At 58.2% G+C, this 22,142-nt stretch carries 19 protein-coding genes and 1 pseudogene; 7 read left to right on the top strand and 13 right to left on the bottom strand.

The genetic code is table 11. The features are described from left to right. Positions 1–5 precede the first annotated feature (5 nt). The 7 genes from JW799_RS13310 to JW799_RS13280 all read right to left on the bottom strand — a co-directional run bounded on the left by JW799_RS13310 (position 6) and on the right by JW799_RS13280 (position 9,301). Positions 6–851, bottom strand: coding sequence for a sirohydrochlorin chelatase (locus tag JW799_RS13310; RefSeq protein ID WP_080835199.1), 846 nt, complete (start codon positions 849–851; stop codon positions 6–8). Positions 852–1,022: 171 nt separating this feature from the next. Beyond that, on the bottom strand, positions 1,023–1,865 hold the full coding sequence (locus JW799_RS13305) for an Rpn family recombination-promoting nuclease/putative transposase (RefSeq protein WP_080835611.1): 843 nt from the start codon (positions 1,863–1,865) through the stop codon (positions 1,023–1,025). A gap of 192 nt (positions 1,866–2,057) precedes the next feature. Further along, positions 2,058–3,665 (bottom strand): ABC transporter substrate-binding protein, encoded by a 1,608-nt coding sequence (locus tag JW799_RS13300; RefSeq protein ID WP_240353261.1) that lies wholly within the window; start codon positions 3,663–3,665, stop codon positions 2,058–2,060. A 116-nt stretch (positions 3,666–3,781) separates the two neighbouring features. Then, on the bottom strand, positions 3,782–4,717 hold the full coding sequence (locus tag JW799_RS13295; protein ID WP_080835206.1) for a carbohydrate ABC transporter permease: 936 nt from the start codon (positions 4,715–4,717) through the stop codon (positions 3,782–3,784). 20 nt (positions 4,718–4,737) lie between these two features. Then, positions 4,738–5,730 carry an ABC transporter permease gene (locus JW799_RS13290; protein ID WP_080835209.1) on the bottom strand — a complete coding sequence of 331 codons (993 nt, stop codon included), beginning with the start codon at positions 5,728–5,730 and terminating at the stop codon, positions 4,738–4,740. 123 nt (positions 5,731–5,853) lie between these two features. Continuing rightward, positions 5,854–7,473 (bottom strand): response regulator, encoded by a 1,620-nt coding sequence (locus tag JW799_RS13285; protein ID WP_205430186.1) that lies wholly within the window; start codon positions 7,471–7,473, stop codon positions 5,854–5,856. Continuing rightward, entirely contained in the window at positions 7,451–9,301 is a 1,851-nt protein-coding gene (locus JW799_RS13280) for a sensor histidine kinase (protein WP_080835214.1), read from the bottom strand. The genes JW799_RS13285 and JW799_RS13280 overlap by 23 nt, the downstream gene beginning before the upstream one ends. A 397-nt stretch (positions 9,302–9,698) precedes the next feature. On the opposite strand from JW799_RS13280, the gene JW799_RS13275 reads away from it, so the two are divergent. The 3 genes from JW799_RS13275 (at position 9,699) to JW799_RS13265 (ending at position 11,051) form a co-directional block, all read left to right on the top strand. Next, positions 9,699–9,947 (top strand): hypothetical protein, encoded by a 249-nt coding sequence (locus JW799_RS13275; RefSeq protein WP_205430183.1) that lies wholly within the window; start codon positions 9,699–9,701, stop codon positions 9,945–9,947. A 193-nt stretch (positions 9,948–10,140) separates the two neighbouring features. After that, positions 10,141–10,485 carry a PadR family transcriptional regulator gene (locus JW799_RS13270; protein WP_205430181.1) on the top strand — a complete coding sequence of 115 codons (345 nt, stop codon included), beginning with the start codon at positions 10,141–10,143 and terminating at the stop codon, positions 10,483–10,485. Positions 10,486–10,487: 2 nt separating this feature from the next. After that, positions 10,488–11,051 carry a DUF1700 domain-containing protein gene (locus JW799_RS13265; protein ID WP_205430179.1) on the top strand — a complete coding sequence of 188 codons (564 nt, stop codon included), beginning with the start codon at positions 10,488–10,490 and terminating at the stop codon, positions 11,049–11,051. Between the two features lie 137 nt (positions 11,052–11,188). Here JW799_RS13265 and JW799_RS13260 read toward each other — a convergent pair whose 3' ends face one another. From JW799_RS13260 to JW799_RS13250, 3 genes and pseudogenes are all read right to left on the bottom strand, one after another. After that, a complete protein-coding gene (locus JW799_RS13260) occupies positions 11,189–11,881 on the bottom strand; it encodes a winged helix-turn-helix domain-containing protein (RefSeq protein ID WP_205430177.1) in 693 nt (230 codons plus the stop codon). Between the two features lie 733 nt (positions 11,882–12,614). Then, positions 12,615–12,902: pseudogene (locus JW799_RS13255) on the bottom strand (YerC/YecD family TrpR-related protein); the annotation flags it as partial. A gap of 181 nt (positions 12,903–13,083) precedes the next feature. Beyond that, positions 13,084–13,353 (bottom strand): hypothetical protein, encoded by a 270-nt coding sequence (locus JW799_RS13250; protein WP_205430175.1) that lies wholly within the window; start codon positions 13,351–13,353, stop codon positions 13,084–13,086. Positions 13,354–13,504: 151 nt separating this feature from the next. Here JW799_RS13250 and JW799_RS13245 point away from each other — a divergent pair, with 151 nt between their 5' ends. Then, positions 13,505–14,041 carry a hypothetical protein gene (locus JW799_RS13245; RefSeq protein ID WP_205430174.1) on the top strand — a complete coding sequence of 179 codons (537 nt, stop codon included), beginning with the start codon at positions 13,505–13,507 and terminating at the stop codon, positions 14,039–14,041. A gap of 238 nt (positions 14,042–14,279) precedes the next feature. On the opposite strand, the gene JW799_RS13240 is transcribed toward JW799_RS13245, so the two are convergent. The 3 genes from JW799_RS13240 to JW799_RS13230 form a co-directional block, all read right to left on the bottom strand. Next, positions 14,280–15,224: a DUF1861 family protein gene (locus JW799_RS13240; RefSeq protein WP_205430173.1), complete on the bottom strand. Its 945-nt coding sequence runs from the start codon at positions 15,222–15,224 to the stop codon at positions 14,280–14,282. Between the two features lie 156 nt (positions 15,225–15,380). Next, positions 15,381–16,379, bottom strand: a complete 999-nt coding sequence (locus JW799_RS13235) for an inorganic phosphate transporter (RefSeq protein ID WP_080835236.1) — start codon at positions 16,377–16,379, stop codon at positions 15,381–15,383. Between the two features lie 26 nt (positions 16,380–16,405). Further along, positions 16,406–17,020, bottom strand: coding sequence for a DUF47 domain-containing protein (locus tag JW799_RS13230; protein WP_080835238.1), 615 nt, complete (start codon positions 17,018–17,020; stop codon positions 16,406–16,408). A gap of 290 nt (positions 17,021–17,310) precedes the next feature. On the opposite strand from JW799_RS13230, the gene JW799_RS13225 reads away from it, so the two are divergent. From JW799_RS13225 to JW799_RS13215, 3 genes are all read left to right on the top strand, one after another. Continuing rightward, positions 17,311–18,420, top strand: coding sequence for a rhamnogalacturonan acetylesterase (locus JW799_RS13225; protein WP_080835242.1), 1,110 nt, complete (start codon positions 17,311–17,313; stop codon positions 18,418–18,420). A gap of 399 nt (positions 18,421–18,819) precedes the next feature. Continuing rightward, complete coding sequence (locus JW799_RS13220; RefSeq protein ID WP_205430172.1) at positions 18,820–20,568, top strand: cache domain-containing sensor histidine kinase; 1,749 nt, start codon at positions 18,820–18,822, stop codon at positions 20,566–20,568. Positions 20,569–20,571: 3 nt separating this feature from the next. Further along, the gene (locus JW799_RS13215) at positions 20,572–22,134 is read left to right on the top strand and encodes a response regulator transcription factor (protein WP_205430171.1); all 1,563 of its coding nucleotides are present in this window, start codon (positions 20,572–20,574) and stop codon (positions 22,132–22,134) included. Positions 22,135–22,142: the final 8 nt, after the last annotated feature.

Below are 22,142 nucleotides of genomic sequence, written 5' to 3'. Positions count from 1 at the left end.
CCATTTTATCCTCTATTTGCTTCCAGCCCGTCGAGCCATTCCATCGCCTGCCGCACGATCCAGTCCGTAATGCGCGGATGCGGGATAATCGATCCCGGAACGTAACGGCAATCGAGCCCCGCCAGTCTCGCGGGAATGACCTGCGCCGTAAAATACCCCTCGCTCACGAAAGCCGGAACCGCCACGACCCGCGCCCCCGGCCGCCGCTCGCGCAACCGCCCGACCTGCTCGGCCGCCTGATCCGGCCGCAGCATCGCCGCCGCGGCATCGGCAAAGCCGACGCGCTCCGCAATCCGCACGGCCAGCCCGCTCAAATCCCGCTCCCACGCCTCGCGGAACCACGGCTCCTCGCTGCCGTGGCCGATCAGGAGCAGGCTCTCCTCCGCCGGGCTCTCCGAGACGCGCGCCGCCAAATCCGCCAGCGCCTCGGCCACCTCCGCGTCGTTCGCGAGCGGCCTCCCGTACGTTAGCTTCGCGCCGACCCGCATGCGCTCCAGATCCGTCTCTCTTCGCGGCTCCGGATAAGCGCCGAGCGCCCAGCCGATCTCGTCGACATGCGTGCTCCCGGACGACAGAAAAAGCGGCACGGCCAGCACATGCGTCGCGCCCGCTTCCTCCAGCCGGTCGACCCCGTCCTGGATCAGCCGCCCCTCGACCAGCTCCAGGTACGCGCCGACGACCTCGACGGCTTCGGGCTTCTCCCTCGTACCTTCCCCGTTCAACGCTGCCGCTCCGGCCCCCGCCAGCCGCCGCTGCAAGACGCTCCGCGCTTCCTCGACCGTCCGATCCACGCGTTCGACCCATTCCTTCTCGCGGGAACCGTGGCTGATGACCAATATTCCGGGCTTCACGGGCGCGCACCTCTTTCCGGTAACTCTTCGCCGGTCATTTTGCAAACCTTCCTATTCATGCTATCGAAACGTTAACTCAATGTCAACGAACGGCAGCCGGGTTACCCGTTGCAAAAAAATAAGACCGGAGCAGAAGCCCCGAATCTTACTATCGAGCAATTAAATTGGTCTTTAATGGATCTGCTTGCTCAGCGCTTCGATCTCTATTTCGGACAGTCCGGTTACTTTGGAAATGAGCGAAACGGACAAGCCTTCATGAAGCATCTTCTTGGCCACTTCCGCCTTCTCTTCCGCTCTTCCCCGTGATTGAGCATAATCCAGTGCGGACTGCTCATCGAGAAGCGCCTTTTTTCGCATTTCGTAAAGCATTCGCGTTTCCTTGTTCTGGCTTAAAAATTCCAGCGTTGTCATCGCTTTTTTCAAACCCGGCGTATCCATCGCCAATTCCTCCCATCGATCTTTAGGCGCACCGTTAATGAAAAGCAGCCAATTCACCAACCGATCATCCATCTTGTGCGGTGTAAGCCTTAGCTTCGACAATTCCATGAAATGAATTTCGATATCGTCCAGCAACAACTCGCCGGTATGGTCTTCCCGCAGGTGATAGATATTATGAAACCGTTCATTAGGAATCTGGTTATAGGTCAAGATATTAATGGAAATAACCTTCTTTAAACTTTTATAAAACTGCCCTTCCGCAAGCTGCTCCTCATACATCTTTGCCGAATAGTACAAACTGCGCTTCGGCATATCGTATTTATTGGTGACCTGGATTTCCAGATTTACTTGCTTGCCGTCTTCATTCTGAGCGCGGACATCCAAAATAGCTTGCTTGTCGGTTAGAGCATTTTTGTCCATTTGCGGATTTAGCAACACAAGGCTGACAAACGGCTTCGGTTCGGTTTCTCGCAACGCTTCATTCAGAAAGTTGAGCAGAACGTCGTCTTTATTCTCTTCGCTTCCGAAGATTTGTTTGAATACAAAATCTACAGTCGGCTCCAACAGTTCGGTCATCATCTCAACCCCATGGCTTCACGATTTACGAACGAACTTTCCTATTTCCATTATACCACAACAAGAACGGATCATAGACCGGGGTGAATACCATCCAATTTTCCGTCGACATCATCCGGGGCTTGGATTTCATACCTGAACAGAAAAACCGCCGGGCCAAAATCGCCCGGCGGCTCCAACCCAATCTATCCCTTAATTCCCCGCAAGAAACGCGTCCAGCTGCGTCTGCTTCTCGGCGATGACCTTGTCGAGGCCGTTCGCCTTCAGCTTGTTGTAGTACTCCTCCGCCTTCGACGGGTCGATCGAGCCGGTGTCGAGGCCCGGGTCGTACTGCTTGCGGGTGTTGTTCATCGCGGACACCTGCGATTTGACCGGCTCGGCGTTGAACGTGAAGCCGAGGCCCGGCGAGTTGTGCGCGTCCGTGTTGAACTGCTTGAACTGCTCCCATTTGTCCGGCGCTTCCGTGTTCCAGACGTAGTTCAGGAACTGGCTGCCGAGCATCCACGCCGCGCCGATGCTGTAGTTCGCCGTATTGTCCGTCGGCGTGATGATTTCGCCGCTGCGAGAGTAGTGGTCGCCTTCGATGCCGAAGTTGATCAGGTTGTTCAGGTACTTGTCGGAGTGCAGCAGGTTGATCAGCATCATCGCGCGGGCCGGATCGCCGGACGTCGAGGAGATGCCGAGCATCGAGCCGGCCGTGTCGCTGGTGGCGACCGTCCGCTCCGTCATTGCGACTTGGCCGAGTTTGCCGGCCAGGCCGGTGGCGTTCGCCAGCTCCGCGTCCTTGCCCGGCTTGAGCGGGGAGACGACCATGAAGACGTCGCCTTTTTTCATTGCGTCGTTTACGCCGAGCTGCGTCGTGGCCGCGTCGCTGTTGATGTACCCTTTTTTGAAAAAGTCGCGGGTAATGTTCAGCGTTTCCATATAGCGCGGATGCTCGTAGCGGGCCATGACCTTCGTTTCCGTTCCGTCCTTCAGGATGACTCCGTCGATCGTCGAATCGCCCAAATAATCGTACTTGGCAAAATAGTGCGCGTTGAAGTTCTCGCCGTCGCGCATGAAAATCGGGATCATGTCGGGCTTCTTCTCTTTGACGGTCGCGAGAATCGGTTCGAGGTCGGCGATCGTTTTGACCGCCTGGATTTGCTCGGTCAGGCCGAGCTCTTCGGCGATATCGGTCCGGTACACGATGCCGCCCTGCTCCGCCAGCTCCTTGTTCGCCGGCACGCCGTAATTGAAGCCGTCGATTTTCGCGCCTTTGAGGAACGCTTCCGGCAGCGACGACAAAATATCCTGTCCGTACTGCTCGAGCAGATTGCCGTGCTTGCCGTTCGGATCGTTCAGCGGCAGGAAGGCGCCCTTGGCGACGTTGGCCGAGTGGCCGTTCCACTGCGCGGTGAAAATAATGTCCATCGGATCGCGGCTTGCGATCGCCATGTTCATTTTATTGTCCCATTGGCCCCAGTCGATGAAGTTGATGTCCAGCGTCGCGTTGATTTTTTCCTTCAAATGCTTGTTGATTTCCGCCTCTACCTTCTGCTCGTCCTTGGGCGGCGTGCCGGGCAGGAACAGCGTCAGCTCGTACTCCTTCAGGTCGGACGCGGCATCGCTGGGCGCCGCCGAAGCGCTTTCGGACGGGCTTGCGGACGGAGATGCGCTTCCCGAAGGGCTTGCGGACGGCGAGCTGTTGCTGCCGTTTCCGTTGTTTCCGCCGCATGCCGCCAGCACGGCGACGAGCGCGACCATCAGCGCCGTCAGCATCAAAAATGACTTGCGCGGCTTTCTGCTCTTGTTGAGCATCGGTATTGCCTCCCTTTTTTAAATGGATAATCTATGCCTAACCGGCCGGTAACCGGTTGAAGCCGATCGGATCGTCTTGCCGCAGCCGACTGTGCCATTTGCCTGTTCGGATCTTTTTACCCTTTCACCGCTCCTACGGTCAGCCCCTGGATGAAATAGCGCTGGAAGAACGGATAGATGAAGATGATCGGGCCGATGCCCACGACGGCCATCGCCATCCGCGCCGTTTCGCTCGGCATCCGGAAATTCGGGTTCGCCTGCATGATGGCCGAGTAGGCCTGCGCGTTGGAGCTTAAATATTGAATGTCCAGCAAGGTCCGGTACATGCGGAACTGGATGCTCATCGGACCGTCGGACGAAATGAACAAGAGGCTCAGAAACCAGTCGTTCCAGTAGTTGAGCGTGCACAGCAGGCCGACCGAGGCGAGCACCGGAAGCGACAAGGGAATGATGATTTGCACGAACGTCCGGAACTCGCCGGCCCCGTCGATTTTGGCCGATTCGACCAGCGCCGGAGGGATCGAATTCGTGAAAAACGTCCGGATCAGGATGACGAAAAATCCTTGCACGAACAGCGGAATCATCAGCACCGCGAGCGTATCCTGCAGCTGCAGCCCCTGCTTGTAGACGAGATAGAACGGAACGAGCCCGCTGTTGAACAAAATCGTGAAAAACATGATGAACGAAAAAATGTTGCGATGCTTGAAGTCCCGCCGCGATATCGGGTACGCGTACATCGTCATGATCGTAAGCGCGACGACCGTGCCGACGACCGTGACGATGATCGAAACGCCGTACGATTCGGCGATCGCCCACCAGTCGCTCAGCAAAAAGTCGTAAGCGGCGAGGCTGAACTGCTCCGGCCACAGCTTGTAGCCGTTGACGGTCACCGCCCGCTCGTCCGAAAAGGACACGGCGACGACGAGCAGCAGCGGCAAAATGCACAGCGCCGTGTAGAACAGGAAGAACAGATTGATGACGATATTGGAGCCGCGCGAAATTTCGTTCGGGCGGAGCTTTTTCGTACGGGTTGCGGTTGCGGCCGTAGCCATGGGATTCCCTCCTTCGGTGGTCAGAACAGAGCGTCGTCTTTGCTGATGCGCCTAACGATCAGGTTGGATGCCAGCACAAGCACGAAGCCGACGACGGCCTGGTACATCCCTGCGGCCGAGGACATGCCGATATCCCCCGTAACGAGAAAGCCTTGGTACACGTAGGTGTCGATGACGAGCGTTTTGTCGTAGAGCGCTCCGGCGTTGCGCGTCACCTGGAAGAACAAGCCGAAGTCCGCGTAAAAAATCCGCCCGATCTGCAGCAGCGTCATCGTGATGATGACCGGCTTGATCAAGGGCAGCGTAATGCTCCAGATTTGCCGGGCTTTGCTGGCGCCGTCCATATGCGCCGCCTCGTAATACTCGTTGTCGATGCCGACGATGGCGGCAAGGTAAATGACCGCGTAGTAGCCGATGCCCTTCCACGTGTTGACGAGCGGCAGCACGACCGGCCACCATTTCGGATCGGAGTACCAGTCGACCGCCTCCGCGCCGAACCACGGAAGCACGACCCGGTTGACGATCCCGATTTCCGGGTTCAGAAACGCATACACGAGATACGCGAGAATGATCCAGGACAGAAAATAAGGCAGGAACATCGCCGTCTGATACGCCTTCGCCGCCCGGCGGTTGCGCATCGCGTTGAACATGAGCGCAAGCCCCACGCCGATCACGAGGTTCAGGAAAATGAAAACCGCGTTGTACGCGAGCGTGTTCCGGGTAATGATCCAGGCGTCCGTCGTATTGAACAGGTATTCGAAATTTTGAAAGCCGACCCACGGGCTCTCCAGAAAGTTGGTGAAAAAGCTCGGCGACGAGTACGACATGTTTTTGAACGCGATCAGCCCGCCGATCATCGGCAAATAGTTGTTGACGAGCAGCACGATCAGCGCGGGGGCCATCATGAAATAGAAAACCCCGTATTTTTTCCAGTAGCTTTGGTTCAGCGGCTTCTCCGCCCGGCCTGTCTTTCGCCGGGGAACGGTCGCTTGCGCGGCTTGCGCCATCTCCATCACAATCCTTCGTCAGACGTTTTGCGTGACTTCATTGTAACGGGACGCCTTCGCCGCCATCTATCTACTGGGGTGACCGACATAGCACTTTGGTGACATTTGGGAAAAATGGATCGGACTCGCTCACCGCACCGTCTGGTGCTTTTTGCGGTACTCCTGCGGCGTCACGCCGCACGTCTTTTTGAACAGCTTGGCAAAATACGAAAAATGGCCGTACCCGAGCCCTTCCGCGATGTTGCTGATTTTGTCGTTCGTCTCCGTCAGCAGCCGCTTCGCCCGTTCCATCTTCATCTGCACGATGTAATCGGTCAGCGACATGCCCGTTTCCTTGCGGAACATCCGCGACAAATAGGCGGGATTGCGGTACACCGACTGCGCGATGTCGTCGCGGCTCAAATCCCGGTCGAGATGCTCCTGGATGAACGCCTGGATTTTGGCGATGACCGCGGACGGGTCGCGCTGCCTCTCCTGGAAGACGAGCCCCGCCTTCCGGATCAGCTTCCCCGCCCAGCCCTGCATCAGTTCCGGCGTCCGGATCGCCAGCCCCTCGCCCAGCTCCTGCGAAGTCGCGATGTCGGAAACCGGCACCCCCTTGCGCGAGGCGGACTGGTACAGCATATGGACGAACCCGTAATAAAACAGCTCCAGATGCTCCCGGCTCGCCCCTTCGCTCCGGTAGCGGGCCATCGCCTGCTCGATGCCGAGCGCGAGCGCCTCGGTCTCCCCTCCGTCCAGCAGCACGCCCCACTCCGTGAACGAAGGCGCGGGGGGCACCCCGCCCCCGCCCCCGATCGCGGCGGCGCCCGCCTCCGCCTCGTTCGCGTCGATGACGCTTTGCGGCGCCGCCACGTTGGCCCGCTCCAGCTGCGTCAACCGCTCCAGCGCCGCGGGCAATCCGGCGACCGCCTCCGCGTCGCCGACATAACACGACACCCTGCAGTGAAAATACTGCCTGCAAGCCGCCACATACTGCGCGCACCGCCCCAGCAGCGCCTTGCGGTCCAAAGCCCCGCCGCCCGCATACGCCAGCGCGACGTTCAAATCGCGGTCCTGCAGCACGACGCCCGGCCCGCCTTCCAGCACGATCTCCTCGGCCGCCTTGCGCACCGCGTATTCCATGATGCTCTCGTCGCGCTCGCCCAGCTCCGCGTCCCAGCCTTCGATGCTGAGCAGCACCGGCAGCACGCGCCCTCCCTTGCCGAGCGGAATATCGTACCGCGCGAACTCGCGCTCCAGCCGGCTTTCGGACAGCGCGAACCGGCCCGCCAGCACCTCCTGCCAGAACCGCTCGATCAGAATCGGCAGCTGCTGCGCCCACTGCCGGCGGTACTGATCGAGCATATGCTCGAACGCGAGCTGCTCCTTGCGCCGCTCGATCTCCCGCACCGCCCGGCGGACGATGTCCTTCAGCGCGTCGTGGTCGACCGGCTTCAGCAAATAATCGAAGCAGCCGTAATGCAGCGCTTCCTGCGCGTATTCGAACCGGGCATGTCCGGTCAGAAAAATCGTCAGCGTCTCCGGCGACAGCTCCTTGAGCCGGCGCAGCAGCTCGATTCCGTTCGCCTCCGGCATTTCGATGTCGGAGATGACCAGGTCCACGCGGCCGTTCCGCGCGTGCTCGAGCGCTTCCGACACGCTTTCCGCTTCGAGCACGCTCGCAAACGGCAGATCCGACCAGTCGATGCCTTGCGTAATCCCCTTCAGGGCGTAAATTTCGTCGTCAACGACCAACAACGTCAGCATACGTTTCCTCCTTCGACCCTTGCGCGCCTTCCTTTAATCCCGGCTCCGGCTCCTCGCCGCCCGGCGTCTGGCTCCGTCCCAGCGGCAGGCGGATTTCCACGACCGCCCCGCCCCCGTCCGCGTTGCGAAACGCGATGCCCCCGTCGCCCTCGTACAGCATGTTGAAACGGCGCAAAATGTTCCAGATCCCCAAATGCTGCTCCCCGTCTCCGTCCATATACGTGCCCCGTTCCAGCTCGCCCAGCATCCCCTCCGGGAAGCCCGGCCCGTTGTCCTCCACCCGGAGCAGCACGTACCGCTGCGGCTCGGCCGGATCTTCTTCCGTGACGATGCGGATGCGGAACATCGTGCCGTCCTGGCGGCGCTTGTTGAACCCGTGGATGACCGAGTTTTCCACGAACGGCTGCACCATCAGCGGCGACAGGCGGCAGGCGAGGTGGGCGGGCGCGATATCGAACTCGTAATCCAGCTTGTTCACATAGCGCAGCTTCTGGATTTCCAGGTAGTGTCCGATATGCTTGATTTCCTCCTCCAGGCGGACGAGACTCCGGTGGCTTTGCATGAGGAACCGGAAATAATCCGCCAGGTGAAGCGACAGCTTTTGCACCGTTTTGAAGTCCTTGAGGGCGGCGAGGTTGTAAATGATGTTCAGGCTGTTCATGTAAAAATGCGGGTTGATCTGCACCTGCAAATGCTTGTATTCCGCGCGCTGGACGCGAAGCTGCTCCTCGTACACGTCGATTTTCAGCTTTTCGATCTGCTCCGCCATCTGGTTGAACGTTCCCGACATGAACGCGAACTCCGTATTGGCGTTGCGGCCGGCCGGCAGCCGGACGTCGAAGCGCCCCTGTCCCAGCTTCCGCATGCCGCGAAGCAGCTCGACGAGGGGCTTGAAAATGATCCGCTGCAAAAACACGAGGTAAAACGTCAGCAGCAGCGCAACCATGAGCGGAATCCAGTAGTACAACATCTTTTGGAAAAAGGGGAGGTTTTGCAAAATATACGATTCCTTCATCACGATGACGTAGTTCACGTCCGCGAAAGCCGACGGCTTGGACAGCGCCAAATACGACTCGCCTCCGTACTCGACGTTCCCGTAGGTGCCCGACCGGCTCGCCATTTCCTTCCGAAACTCCGCGTCCGCGAGCAGCGGAAACGCGTTTTCGGCCAGCAGGCGGCCTTCCCCGTCGAGTAGAAACGCCCCGCCTTCCGGGCCGACGTCGAAGCCTTCCAGCACCCGCAGCAAATTGCCGGTTTGCACGATGACCCCGGAGTACACGTCCAGCCCGAGCTCGTGCGTGTGCAGCAAATAATTGGCGCGGGTTTCCCCCTCCACCGCGATCGTGCGCCAGCGGTTCGTCTCGGGAGCCGCCATGTCGCCGAGATTTTCCCGGGACCACTTGACGAGGGCGTCCTGCTTTTCCCGGTAATTCGTGTTGTCGCTGGTCACGAAAAACAGGTCCTCGTTGTTTTTGATGTAAAGGAAAATCGTGTCCATGTTGTAGTAAATCCCGCTGGAGTCCAGGGCGAACTGGTTCATCAGGCGGATTTTGGCCATCGTGTAATCGCTGTCAAGAATGCTGAGCGTTTGCAGCAGCGGGATGTCGGAGTGACGATCCAGGCGGGTCAAATAGTAGATGTACTCCTGCAGGATGCGGTCGTTCTCGCGGACGTTCATGTCCAGCAGCTTGTTGTAGTGGGAGGAGATCTGGTTGGTGACGAGCCTCATCGCGTACACGTTGTTGTAGATGAGAAACAGGACGAGCGGCGCGATGATCGCGCAGAAGCCGAATACGATTTTGAACCGGACGGATTGCCAAAAATGCATGCGTTCCCCCCTTGGGGCTGTCGACTTGCCTGCTCCTAGCATACACAGCGTTTTTGAATCCGGCAACAAAAAAATGGAAGCAAAAAGGAAGGTATGCGTTTTACCTTCCATATCCGCAAAGCGCTTCCGAGCGCGCCGAATGACCGGTTTCCGAAACTCTACTCTTACGCCCCATATCCAGCCTCCGCCCCGTCTCCCGGCGCTTCCGCCCGCCTCCGGCCGGTTCCTTCTTTTTCCCGCTTATCGCGATATCCCCTTCGCTCAGAAGCCGCGTCCCCTCGCATCCTCCCGCGTCAACGGCGCACCGTCGCCATCGTCCGGGTGCCGGCTTCTGCGGCCGCCGACTAGAAGGACGGGCCTTTGCGCATACTGAAATGCAAAAAAAGGAAGTGCGCTCATGAACGAACAAAGCGGAAAAGCAAACCGGCTGCCGGAACGGCCGGGACGGGAACAGCTTGAACAGGAACAGCTTGGACAGGAGCAGTTTGGACAGGAGCAGTTTGGACAGGAGCAGCTCGGGCATGAACAGCCTGACGGTATCCGGCCGGACCCGACCAACTACGACTATGTCTGGGGCAGCGATCAAGACCAGTACGCGAATCGGGAAGCTTCCGGGGAAGAAATGCCGGAGAAGAACGAACAATAGATTAAAAACTGCATGTTCGCATCTTTGCTCCCGCAAGCATCCAAGTTTTGGGAAAAGCCTGCTCCCTTGCAGGTTTTCGCATCGTATCGCGAGTAAAGCCTGGTTTCAGTGCGATCAGGCTTACTCGTTTCGCCCAGTACCTTGTTATGCATAATACTGTGTGGTAATATGGTAGCAGAAGGGGCGATCGAGTATGGAAATGTCGGAGTGGACCTCCCAGGTCAGACGGGGGCTGCTGGAATTTTGTATTTTGCAGTTGATTGACAAGGAGCCCCGGTACGGCTACGAGCTGGTCACGCTGCTGGATCGCTGGGAGCCGCTTGCGGTAACGGAGGGCACGTTGTACCCGCTGCTGCGCAGATTGCAAAAAGAAGACTACATCCGGTCGTTCTGGAAGGAATCCGAGTCCGGACCCCCGCGAAAATATTACAGCCTGACCGAAGCCGGAACCGCCTTGCTGCTCGCCATGTCGGCGGAATGGGACAAAATCAGCGGAGCGATCCGGCAAATTCAGGCTTCTGGAGGAGAAAACGGATGAATATGAGCCCAAGAAGCAAAGTTTACCTGGACCAGCTGTATGCCCATTTGGATAAATTGCCGGAGGATGAACGGCTCGACGCGGTAAAAGAAATCGAAAGCCACCTCGCCGAAAGCATCGCCAACGGTCAGCCGGAGGCGGTCGTTCTGGCCCGGCTCGGACATCCCCGCAAGCTCGCCAAAGCCTACCGGAGCGAATACATGATGGGCCGCTCCGCCGCGCGATCGTTCAGGGAAATGATGGCGCTGATCGGCTTTTATTGCACGACGGGGCTTTTGAGCGTCATGGTCATTCCGGTTCTCGCCACGATCGCGTACGGCTTCGGCTTCTGCTCCGTCTGCATAGCGCTCGCCGGGGCGATCCGAACGTTCGGCGTCACCTGGATCCAAATCGGCTTCGGCCCGGACATGCAAGTCCCGACCGAATGGAGTCTGGCCGTCGCCCTCCCCATCGCCGGCCTGGTCGGCGGCATCGCTTATGCAAGCTGGAAGGGACTGCACAAGTACCTCTCCTTCCTGTCAAGCCGCTACAAGGCCACGCTGCCCGGCTCGCAGGCTCAAGCGTAACCGTGCCCGATCGGTCCGACCGGCCGGTCCTTCCCCTCGCGGGGCAAAGGCCGGACCGGCCGTTTTCTGACAGGATGTCCGAGATGTCGTTTCCGTTTATGGGAATTTGTAACGCCCACTTTCCCTTATCTATATATTTACCTCCCCAAATTTCGTGCCGAGGCCAATGGAGCGTACCTCATTCTGCGTCCCTTCACCGAGCGAATGGAAACAAAAAATCCTTTCTCCTCCAAAGAACGAAGATTAGCGGTAGCCGTCCTACGATTTATTTGCAGAATATCGGCTATAAAAGCGGGCGTTAGTTCGTTCGGATATTCCGCTGCAAGGTGCAAAATCGCTCGTTCGTAAACGTTAAGCGCAATGCTTTCTTTAGCGCCGGTCCCCGTCCATTTCGATAATCCCAGCAGCAACGTCTGCTGACATTGCTTCGGCTTTTCAACGATATAGTCCTTCGAAAACCGCAGCAGCTTCCATCCATCGATCAAGATGTGGTTTTGCCTTTCCAGATCGTCGCCGAACTTCCACCTGCTCGCATCGCGCAAATGAGGGCCGAATCCGTCCGCCTCAAGCAGAATCTTGCTCCCCTTGGGCGGAAGATAGGCAAAATCGCAAAACCTCGATCCGTCCTTGAAGTCGCGGATTTCATATTCCGGATGCACATATTCCAAACTCCCTACAGCCGGCCACCACACTTTTTCCAAAAACAACTTTTCCAAAAATCCGTGGTCCTTTTGAAGTCTGCTTTTGCGCTCTCCCCGGCTGGCTTTGATTTCCCTTTCCATCATTTGGTTGTAGGCTTGTTCGAACGGTTCTTTTTCAATCGCTCTCATTTTTGACAACCTCCTTTTTGTATAAAAACAGACCGTCCATTCGGGACATCTCCCGAACGAACGGCCTATTCTTTAGGTCCGTAAGCTATCGTAATAAAACCATCTGGCGCACCCCGTGCTCTACATGAGCCCATAAACCGCTCGCTTCCCCCCATGTAACGCACCCCGTGCTCTACATGAGCCCATATACCGCTCGCTTCCCCCCATGTAGCGCACCCCGTGCTCTACGTGAGCCCATATACCGCTCGCTTCCCCCCATGTAGCGCACCCCGTGCTCTACATGAGCCCATATACCGCTCGCTTCCCCCCATGTAGCGCACCCCGTGCTCTACATGAGCCCATATACCGCTCGCTTCCCCCCATGTAGCGCACCCCGTGCTCTACTTGGGCCCATATACCGCTCGCTTCCCCCAAGTAGCGCACCCCGTGCTCTACGTGAGCCCATAAACCGCTCGCTTCCCCCCATGTAGCGCACCCCGTGCTCTACATGAGCCCATATACCGCTCGCTTCCCCCCATGTAGCGCACCCCGTGCTCTACTTGGGCCTATTTACCGCTCGCTTCCCCCCATGTAGCGCACCCCGTGCTCTACTTGGGCCTATTTACCGCTCGCTTCCGGCCGGGCGCAGCCTTAACCTAATCTCAACCTGCCCTCAACCTTAGCCCTCGGCCTTTTCCTCGGCCTTTTCCTCGGCCTTTTCCTCCGCCTTCTCCTCGTCCGCTCCGTTTCCGAACCGGCCAAGCCGTTCCAGCGTAAGCTTATAACCGTCGTTGCCGTAGTTCAGGCAGCGCTTCACCCGGGAGATCGTCGCCGTGCTGGCGCCCGTTTCGGCTTCGATTTTATTGTAAGTGTTTCCTTTACCCAGCATGCGGGCGACTTCCAGACGCTGAGATAACGATTGAATCTCGTTCACCGTACACAGATCGTCGAAAAAGATGTAGCATTCTTCCACGGTCTTAAGCGTCAGCACCGCCTCGAACAATTGGTCGATCGTCTTGTCGTTCAGTTTTTTCAATTGCATACCGAATCACCTCAATTCGCGGCATCGCTTCCCGATTTCCTTCATTCTACTTTGTTTCGAAAACTTCTTCAAGCATCACCGTATTCACGCTTCACAGAAATAAACTACTTCCACGCTCCTATTATTCATTCTTTGCCCTTCTCCATTTCCCTTCCCTTTATTTGTAACTTTACCAGCCGGTTCATTCAGCGTTGTCGCCTGGCAAGCGCTTTCCAACCTTTCCAACCTTTCCAACCTTTCCAGCCTTTCCAGCCTTTCCAGCCTTTCCAGCCTTTCCAGCCTTTCCAGCCTTTCCAGCCTTTCCAGCCTTTCCGGCCTTTCCGGCCTTTCCGCCTTTCCCCCTTTCCGCCTTTCCGCCTTTCCGGCCTTTCCGCCCTTCCAGCCTTCCAGCCTTCGAAGCTTCCCCCTGCAAGTCTTTTGCCCTCCTTCCCGATGCGCCCGCCTTTTCCAACGACGAATTTCTCCGGATCACGGGCTACCGTCCAGTCCCGGAGCCCCCTCCGCACATAACCTGTAGCATGCGTACCGATATGGAGCTTGATCCGGGGCAACGCCCGCATGCTTGAACCTACTTTTTCGTCAAAGGGTGTGACACCTGCCATATGAACAACGCCAACAGCAATCCGCCCTCCCTGCGCGGCCTGACTCCCGGTCCGGGCGGCGGAGGCCCGCCGCTCGGGGGAGTGCCTCAAGGAGCGGGAGGCGCGTTTCCCGGACTCGGCGATCCCTTCGGGGGGCCCCCGGTTCCCTTCAGTCCGGTCGAAGTCGTCAACCCCGCCGTCCAGGCCGCGGCTCCGGCCAAAGGACTCGCCGCCTTCGCCAACCTGAACGACATCAAGGGATTGGTCGATCGTTTGGGCGGTATCGACGGCATTCTCGCCAACATGGGAAAAATCCAAAAATTCGTAGCCACCATGCAGCAAATGGCTCCGCTTATCAAACTGTTTATCGGCAAAGGCAAGGCCGGAACCGCCGGCTCGGACCTGTCGCCGGGCATCGAGTACCGCCCGCGCAAAAGATCGCGCAGGCGAACGGGGCGCCGCGGCTCCGGCAAGCGCGGCTACGGAGGCTCCGGCAGGCGCTCATACAGAAGCGCCGTGCGGCGAACGGGCGGCGGCCGGCCGCGCAAGCGCCGATAAAAAAGCGGCGCTTCGCGAAAGAGCGCCCGCAGCGAACCTCGCATGCCGCCGGATCCGGGCGTCGGCTCGGGCAGCGTTCATGCCCGCAGCGCCGGGGACGGCGCTTGCGCACGGGTCCCGCGTCCATGCCCGCTTCAGCGCCGGGGACGGCGCTTGCGCACGGGTCCCGCAGACGCCAAATAAGCGGCAAAGCCGGAACATCCCCAGGCTTTGCCGCTTATTGGCGTTCAAAAGCGATCTATTGCTCGTACTCCAAAAAAGGATCCTCGATCACGATCCGGTGCGCTTCCGCATCGTTGACGCCGGTGTACAGCGTGGCCGTGCCGTCCTCGTGGCGATGCAGCCCGCCGCTGAACAGCACGTCCTCCAGGTCCGCCCGTTTCGCCGGGCCGTCGGGAAACATATCCCGCGAAGCGATCAGCTTGATCGGCGTATACTTGCGCGTATCCGGATGAAGGGCGAAAGTCATCGGATAATAATGCCGGATGTTTCCTTCTTCCATGCAAGCAATATGGCCCAAAACGCCGATCCATCCGTTCGCGAGCCTGTGCGTCTCGTTCGCGCCGCCCCATTCCGCTTTCAGAAACTGATCCGGAAGCACCGGCGCGGTTTCCAACACCTGCTCGGTCAGCTCTTCGAGCTTTCCGATTTCGGTATACCCGATCATCGCCCGGGCATCGTCGACCGGCATCGGGCGGGTGAACACGCCGATTCGTCCGTCGCCGATCTCCGCAAGCCGGATATCCTTCATCGTCAGCGGCCCTTTGGCGAAAGGCTCCAGCTCGTTCACCCGGGGCCCGCGGTAAAAAACGGTCCGCCACGAAGTGACGTAATGCTCGTCGGAGCTGTCGAAGTACACTTCGACGCCGCCGAAAACAAGCTCCCCCCGAATAAAGGTGACGAAAGGATCCTGCAGCGCGAACACCGGGGCGTTCGGCCGCGGCTGCCACTGGCCGTGCCGCTCGACGAAAAACATCACCTGCGACCTCTCGCTGTCTCTTCTTTCGACCCGGCCCGCGATGACCCATTCTCCGTCGTCCTGGAACGGGGCCGTAATATTATACACGTCTCTGCCGCCGACGCCAGTGAAGACAAGCTTCTCTCCCCGGACGTCCGGGCGTTCTTTTTTGAACTCCTCGAACAATTCGGCGCACGATTTGGCTTGTAGTACGGATGTCTGCATGACGTACCTCCCAACTCCAAACGGTCGCCGGCGGCGGCCGATTGGCGGCAAGATCAAGACAGGCAAAAAGTTGGATTCACTACTATTGTAACCAGAATCCGCTAAAATGGTGATGGATGTTTGGCCGGAAAAGCGAGCGAAAGAACCGACGGCGGATCAATGGAACAAACTCAAAACCCAGTACACGCAAGCCGCAAGGACGCTGGCGATCGGAATCGTGACGATCCACGTCATGACGATTCGGCCGGCCGTATCCCAGCGAACGCTGCGGAAACGCTTGGCCGCGCCGACGCCCAAAATGGACGACGTAATCGCATGAGTCGTGCTGACCGGAAGATGAAGCAGCGTCGACGAAAAAATGACGGCGGCCGAGCTGAGGTCGGCGGAGAAGCCGTTGATCGGCTCGATTTTGAAAATTTTCGTCCCCATCGTCTTGATGATTTTCCAGCCGCCGAGCGACGTTCCGAGAGCCATGGCGAGCGCCGCGGAAAGCTTGACCCAGAACGGCACGTCGAGCGTCGTCTGGAAGCCTCCGACGACGAGCGCCATCGTGATGATGCCCATCGCTTTTTGCGCGTCGTTCGTGCCGTGCGTAAACGCCTGGAAGGCGGCGGTAAGAACTTGTCCCGAACGGAAAACCTTGTTGATCTGATGCGGGCTTGTCCGAGCCAGGATGCGCTTGAACAGGAACATGATCGTAAATCCGAGCGCAAACGCGATCACCGGCGAAATGACCAGGCCCAGCACGATGGAGGAAAAGCCCGAATAATTGATGCCGTTCCAGCCTTCGGAAGCGATCGCGGCGCCGGCCAGCGACCCGATCAGCGCGTGCGAGGACGAGGACGGAATGCCGAACCACCATGTGATCAAATTCCAAGCGATCGCGGCGATCAAGGTGGCCATGACGACGGTCAGCCCGTGCTCGAGCTTGAACGGGTCCGTGATCGATCCGCCGATCGTTTTCGCGACTCCGGTAAACATGAGCGCGCCGATCAAGTTCATGACGGCCGCCAGCAAAATCGCGACGCGCGGGCGCAGGGCCCGGGTGGAAACGCTGGTGGCGATCGCGTTGGCCGTGTCGTGAAACCCGTTGATGAAATCGAAAGCAAGCGCCAGTACGACGATTAGAACGACAATTATAGTTAACTGATCCATCTTGTCACGTCTCTTCTATCGCGCTCTTACGAATTGCGCATAATGATCGACTGGAGAATGTTTGCAACGTCTTCGCAGGCGTCGGTCGTCTCTTCCAGCCGCTCGTAAATTTCTTTGTGCTTGATCAGTTCGATCGGGTCCTTGACGTTGACGAACAAATTTTTGATGCCTTGCCGCATCAGTTCGTCCCCTTCGTTCTCGAGCTCGTTCAGCGTCACGCAGTGCGTCTGCATGGCCAGCAGCTTCTTCTGGGTCAGCAAGTAAATGGCGGATTTGATCTCCAGGCCGGAACGGCGGAGGCAGTCGCCGAATTTGCGGATGTAGGGGTCGGCCTTCGAAATTTGGTACATGTCGAACCGGGAGGCGCTCGCCTCGATGCCGTCGAGCACGTCGTCGAGCATTTTCGTGAGGGCCATGATGTCTTCCCGTTCGATCGGGGTGATGAACGTCTTGTTCAATTCGGTCAAAATCAGGTGGGCGAAATTGTCGCCGCGATGCTCGTACTCCTTCATTTCTTTGGCGAAAGCCGCCGTATCCGGCAAATCTCCGTCGACCGCGGCCGCAAACCGGTCAACCGTTTCGACGATGAGATCGGCCATTTCCTCCAACGTTTTAAAGAAAATATCCTTTTTCCGAAACACCGATAGCCCTTCTTTCCACTGATGGATGCCTTAACGTTTAGTTTACAAATCCACATCATATCTTAACACAGGCTTTACAAACAGGTACAGACTCTTTGCCGACAATTGACGGACTTTATCAAAGTTTGGCCTAAGCCCGACCGAACTAACCGCCGTTGCTTTTCTTTCTCCATAGTTTTACCCGTTGGACGGTTTATTGAACATTCCGCCCGGATTATTGCCTACCGCCGGAAAGGCTAAGGTCCTATAATGACAGTATTAGATAAAACGACGGGAGGTTGGCCTTAAAGATGGATAAAAAGAGTTGGAAATTCGATTTCGGCAGCTCCGAACCCGAATCGGGGTACATAAAAGTAACCGACCGCACCGTATACGATTCCGGCTCGGGGTACGGCTTTGCCGCCGGCTCCGCCGTCGCCGCCCGCGACCGCAAGGAGCCCGGCCCGCTCAAGCGCGACCTCGTCATTCCCGCGGACGCCGTATTCATCGTGGACGTTCCGAACGGCAATTATACGCTGTCCGTCCTGATGGGGGACTGGATCGCTCCGGCGTGCACGACGCTCAAAGCCTCGCCCGGCCGTCTGCTATTGCAGCGGCGCAGCGTTTCGGCCGGCCAATTCGTGCGGGAAACCGTTGCGGCAAGCGTCCGGGACGGGCAGCTCAAGCTGCATTTTTCCGGTCCGGCCCCGCGCGTCAACGCGCTGGAAATTACGCCCGCCCCGCATGCGGCGACGATGTTCCTGGCCGGCGATTCGACCGTGACCGATCAGCCGGAGGACGGGTTTCCGTACGCCGGCTGGGGACAGATGCTTCAGAGCTTCCTGAAGCACGACGTCGTCGTGGCCAACCATGCGAAATCCGGCCGCAGCTCCAAAAGCTTCATCGACGAAGGTCGGCTGGACGCGATTTTGAACGAAATCAAGGCCGACGATTATTTGCTCATCCAATTCGGACATAACGATCAGAAGCCCGACGAGGAGCGGCACACGGAGCCTTCCACGACATACAAGTCGTATTTGCGAAAATATATCGACGGGGCCCGCGAGCGCGGCGCCCATCCCGTGCTGGTCACCTCCGTGCATCGCCGGTATTTCGAGGAAAACGGGACCCTCCGCGATACGCACGGGGCTTACCTGGACGCGGTGCGGGAATTGGCCGAAGAGGAAGGAGTGCCGCTCCTCGATCTGGCTGCCGCGAGCAAGCGGTTGTTCGAGGAACTGGGAGAAGAAGAAACGAAAAATCTGTTCATGTGGGGGGCGCCCGGCGAATTCGCCAATTTTCCCGGAGGCGTCGAGGACAACACCCATTTCCAGGAACGGGGCGGAATCGCCGTCGCCGGGCTTGTCGCCGATGGCATTCGGGCACTCAAGCTTTGGCCGCTTGCCGGTTACTTGCGGTAGTGCCCGCCCGACGATTTCATTTGTTAGCAAGAGTTCCGAGCCGGGCGTGCGGTCCCGACGAACGGGTCGGGGCTCCCCGCCGAGCCCCCGGGGCCTGGCCGCTTGGTCCCATCCCATTTGGACGCTAACGGCGCCCATCCGACTTCCCCCTGCCCGCACGTTCGTTTATTCTCCGGCGCTCCCTGCCTCGTACTCGTCTTGCCTCCCGGCGCAAATCCTAGCTGCCGGCTGCACTTGCGTCAGGACGACGCTGCCGCCGCCCGTCCGCGAATGCCGGCTTCCTATCCTCCGCTTATACCGTCGCCCCTCCTCCTTCCTTTCTCTCCTTGGCTTTCCATTGACAGCGTTTCCGCTTTGATGACATAATTTTCTTTACTTAATAGGACGGGAGCTTGGGTTATGGAAAAATGGTTTCGCGCCTATCGCCATATGAAAATCCGGAACAAGCTTTCCATCCTGATCGCCCTGACCATCATCGTCACCTTCGCGTTTACGACCCTTGTACAGCAGTACGCGTTTTCGATCTACGATCGCCAGCTTTACGACAAATCGTCGCAGGTGCTGAATTTGTCGTCGTCGGCGATCGAAAGCGAACTGCAGCGCATCGAGCAGATTTCGTACAACATGGTCGCCGACGTCCAGCTTCAGAACATGCTGCGCTCGCTGCGCACGAGCGGGCCGGATTACGATTCCCACCTCCTGCGCCTTAATTTGATCGACCGGCTTCTGTCGTATATCGGCTCGGAGCCGAATTTGTTCTCGATTCATCTGATCGATTCGAACGGAACCGAGCATGCGGCGGGCAATACGTACTCCATCGGCTCCGCCAAAAAAGCCCGCATCATGCAGCTCGCCGGGGAAGCCGGGGGCGGAGACGTCTGGGTGTTTCCGGACGAGAACGATTCCGCGCTCATTTCGGTCCGGGACATCCGTTCTTTTTCGACGACGAACATCGATTTGCTTTACTTGGGCACGCTCATCATCCGCGTCAACCTCGACGCCATCGTCCGGAAATCGGTCGCGGAAGAGGGAGAGCTGCTCATTTTGTCGGACAGCGACGTCGTCTATCCGCGCAGGCCCTCCTTCGATACGGCCGTCATCGAGGACCGGCTGAACGAAGACAGGAAAGGCTATTTCACCGAAACGTCGGGCGGCGAAACGCTGTTCGTCTCCCACAGCCGATCGGCCTCGACTGGGTGGACGTACCTGAACTTGACGCCGTACAACCAGGTTTTCGAGCGGATCATTTTCGTCAAACGGCTTGTCGTCATCGTGTTCGGCGTCATTTTCATCCTGGTCATCCTGTGGGGCATCCGCTTTTCCCGGAGCCTGACGAGACCGATCGACGAGCTGATCGGACGCATGAAACTGGCGGAAAAAGGGAATTTTGCGGAAGCGAACGTGCTGAGCGGCGACGACGCTTCGAAAGCGATGGACGAAATCGGGCTGCTGCAGCGAACGTTCCGGCTCATGATCGAGCGGATCAACACGCTCATTACCGAAAACTATTCGAACCGGCTGCTCCTGAAGGAAACGGAATTCAAGGCGCTCCAGGCCCAGATCAATCCCCATTTTCTGTACAACACGCTGGAATCGATCAACTGGATCGCCAAAATGAACAAGCAGACGCAAATATCGCAGATGGTGGAGGCGCTCGGCCTGCTCCTACGCAATTCCGTCAGCCTAAAGGAGCCGATCGTGACGCTGGCCGACGAAATCGCCATCGTGCGCAGCTACATTACGATCCAGAAGTTCCGGTTCGGGGAGCGCCTTGTCTTTTCCCTGGAAATTCCGGAGCGGTATCACCATCTGAAAGTCCCGAAGCTCACGCTGCAGCCGCTGCTCGAGAACGCCATTCAATACGCGCTCGAGCCGTCCATCGACGGCTGCTCCATCTGGATCCGGGCGTACGAGACGGAGAACAGCCTGAATCTGACGGTCGAGGACGACGGTCCGGGCATGCCGGCGGATACGCTTGCCCGGCTTCGCAGCGGCCGGTTAGCCTCGAAAGGCAACGGCATCGGTTTGATCAATATCGACGAGCGCATCAAGCTGAGCTTCGGGGAAGCTTACGGGGTCCAGGTCGAAAGCCGGCCCGGCCACGGCACCCGGATCATCATCCGCTTACCGAACGATACGGAGGGATAAACGATGTACAAAGTCCTGCTGGCGGACGACGAACGAATCATTCTGGACGGCATTTCGAGCATGGTCGATTGGCCGGCTTACCGGACCGAGCTTGCCGGGACCGCATCGAACGGAATCGCCGCCTACGAGAAAATCGCCGAGCTTTCGCCCGACATCGTCATCAGCGACATTCGGATGCCCGGGCTCGACGGCCTCGAGCTCGTCGCCCGGACGCATGCCTCCCATCCCCGCACCCGGTTTATCATCTTGTCGGGGTTCGGCGAATTCGATTATGCGAACCGGGCGATGCAATACGGCGTCAAGCATTACCTGGTCAAGCCGACCAACGAGGACAAAATCGCGCAGGCGCTCCGGGAAATCGTCGCCGAGCTCGACCGGGAAGCGGACCGGGAAGCGTTCATGCAAAACATGAAGCACCGGCTCCAGAAAGTGATGCCCCACGTCAAGGAACAGGTGCTCAAGGAATTCGTCACGAACAAAACGTACGGCAGCCGAGATTGGGACTATTACCGCGGGCTTTTCCAGTACGGGTTCGACCGTCCGGTGCGCCTGATTTTGTTTCAGTTGGAGGGCGCTTTCGAGTTCGAGCATTTGTTCGCCGTCAAAAACATCGCCGAAGATTTATTGCCGGGCTCCCTGCTCAGCACGACGATCGGCGACCACGTTCTCATCCTGATGGAGGATTCGGGAGACGCGGAAGCGATTCACCTGCGGCTGCAGGACATTCGCGGCACGTTTTTGCAATATTACAAAATGGACGTCACGATCGCGCTGAGCAGTCCGGATGAAATCGTCCGGGCCCGCAGCCTGTACCAGGAAACGCTGCAATGCCTGAATTACCGCTTCTACCTCGGCGAAGGCGGCATCATTACGAGCAAGGACACGTTTGCCTCGCAGGCGGCGGCTCCGGATGCGCTCGACTTCGACGAGGATCGGCTGGCAAGAGCGGTCAGGTCCGGCAACGTCAAAGAGGCGGCGGAGGCGATCGACGGTTTTTTCGACTCGCTGCGGCGCGCCCAGCTCGATATCGGCGTGGCCAAGTCCTACGCCATTCAGCAGTTCGTCGCGCTCGTTCGCCTGTCCGACCCGGAGCGCATGAACGAAAGCTTTCAGCGCATTCCCCAGCTCGCGGAAATGAACACGCTGCAGGCGATCAAGGATTTTCTCCTGCGGGCGGCGAACGAAATCGCGGGGCGCAACTACGAGCAGAACGTCGTCAAGCATACGTCCATCGTCCGCAAAGTCATCGACATCGTGGGCGAACAGCTCGGCAACGCGGACCTGTCGCTCAACCACGTGGCGGGGGAAATGCTGTACATGAACGCGGACTACCTCGGCAAACTGTTCAAAAAAGAGACCGGCGAGAAATTTTCCAACTACGTCATGAAGGCCCGGATGAAAAAAGCGACCGAGCTCATCGCGGAGCAGCCCGACATCAAAATATTCGAGCTGGCCGAACGGCTCGGGTTCGGGGACAATCCGCAATATTTCAGCCAGGTGTTCAAAAAACAGATCGGCTGCACCCCGTCCGAGTATATGAAGATGCCGGATAGCTCTGCTTTTTGAACAAACAT

Source organism: Cohnella algarum (assembly GCF_016937515.1).
GTDB classification, from domain to species: Bacteria; Bacillota; Bacilli; order Paenibacillales; family Paenibacillaceae; genus Cohnella; species Cohnella algarum.
Note: the sequence above shows the minus strand (reverse complement) of the source record. Positions and strands in the feature narration are given on the sequence as shown.

Excerpts from the sequence above, each read along its gene's own strand:
- JW799_RS13305 (WP_080835611.1), bottom strand. The coding sequence starts at position 1,865 with ATGACCGAACTGTTGGAGCCGACTGTAGATTTTGTATTCAAACAAATC.
- JW799_RS13300 (WP_240353261.1), bottom strand. The coding sequence starts at position 3,665 with ATGCTCAACAAGAGCAGAAAGCCGCGCAAGTCATTTTTGATGCTGACG.
- JW799_RS13295 (WP_080835206.1), bottom strand. The coding sequence starts at position 4,717 with ATGGCTACGGCCGCAACCGCAACCCGTACGAAAAAGCTCCGCCCGAAC.
- JW799_RS13290 (WP_080835209.1), bottom strand. The coding sequence starts at position 5,730 with ATGGAGATGGCGCAAGCCGCGCAAGCGACCGTTCCCCGGCGAAAGACA.
- JW799_RS13285 (WP_205430186.1), bottom strand. The coding sequence starts at position 7,473 with ATGCTGACGTTGTTGGTCGTTGACGACGAAATTTACGCCCTGAAGGGG.
- JW799_RS13280 (WP_080835214.1), bottom strand. The coding sequence starts at position 9,301 with ATGCATTTTTGGCAATCCGTCCGGTTCAAAATCGTATTCGGCTTCTGC.
- JW799_RS13275 (WP_205430183.1), top strand. The coding sequence starts at position 9,699 with ATGAACGAACAAAGCGGAAAAGCAAACCGGCTGCCGGAACGGCCGGGA.
- JW799_RS13270 (WP_205430181.1), top strand. The coding sequence starts at position 10,141 with ATGGAAATGTCGGAGTGGACCTCCCAGGTCAGACGGGGGCTGCTGGAA.
- JW799_RS13265 (WP_205430179.1), top strand. The coding sequence starts at position 10,488 with ATGAGCCCAAGAAGCAAAGTTTACCTGGACCAGCTGTATGCCCATTTG.
- JW799_RS13260 (WP_205430177.1), bottom strand. The coding sequence starts at position 11,881 with ATGAGAGCGATTGAAAAAGAACCGTTCGAACAAGCCTACAACCAAATG.
- JW799_RS13245 (WP_205430174.1), top strand. The coding sequence starts at position 13,505 with ATGAACAACGCCAACAGCAATCCGCCCTCCCTGCGCGGCCTGACTCCC.
- JW799_RS13240 (WP_205430173.1), bottom strand. The coding sequence starts at position 15,224 with ATGCAGACATCCGTACTACAAGCCAAATCGTGCGCCGAATTGTTCGAG.
- JW799_RS13235 (WP_080835236.1), bottom strand. The coding sequence starts at position 16,379 with ATGGATCAGTTAACTATAATTGTCGTTCTAATCGTCGTACTGGCGCTT.
- JW799_RS13225 (WP_080835242.1), top strand. The coding sequence starts at position 17,311 with ATGGATAAAAAGAGTTGGAAATTCGATTTCGGCAGCTCCGAACCCGAA.
- JW799_RS13220 (WP_205430172.1), top strand. The coding sequence starts at position 18,820 with ATGGAAAAATGGTTTCGCGCCTATCGCCATATGAAAATCCGGAACAAG.
- JW799_RS13215 (WP_205430171.1), top strand. The coding sequence starts at position 20,572 with ATGTACAAAGTCCTGCTGGCGGACGACGAACGAATCATTCTGGACGGC.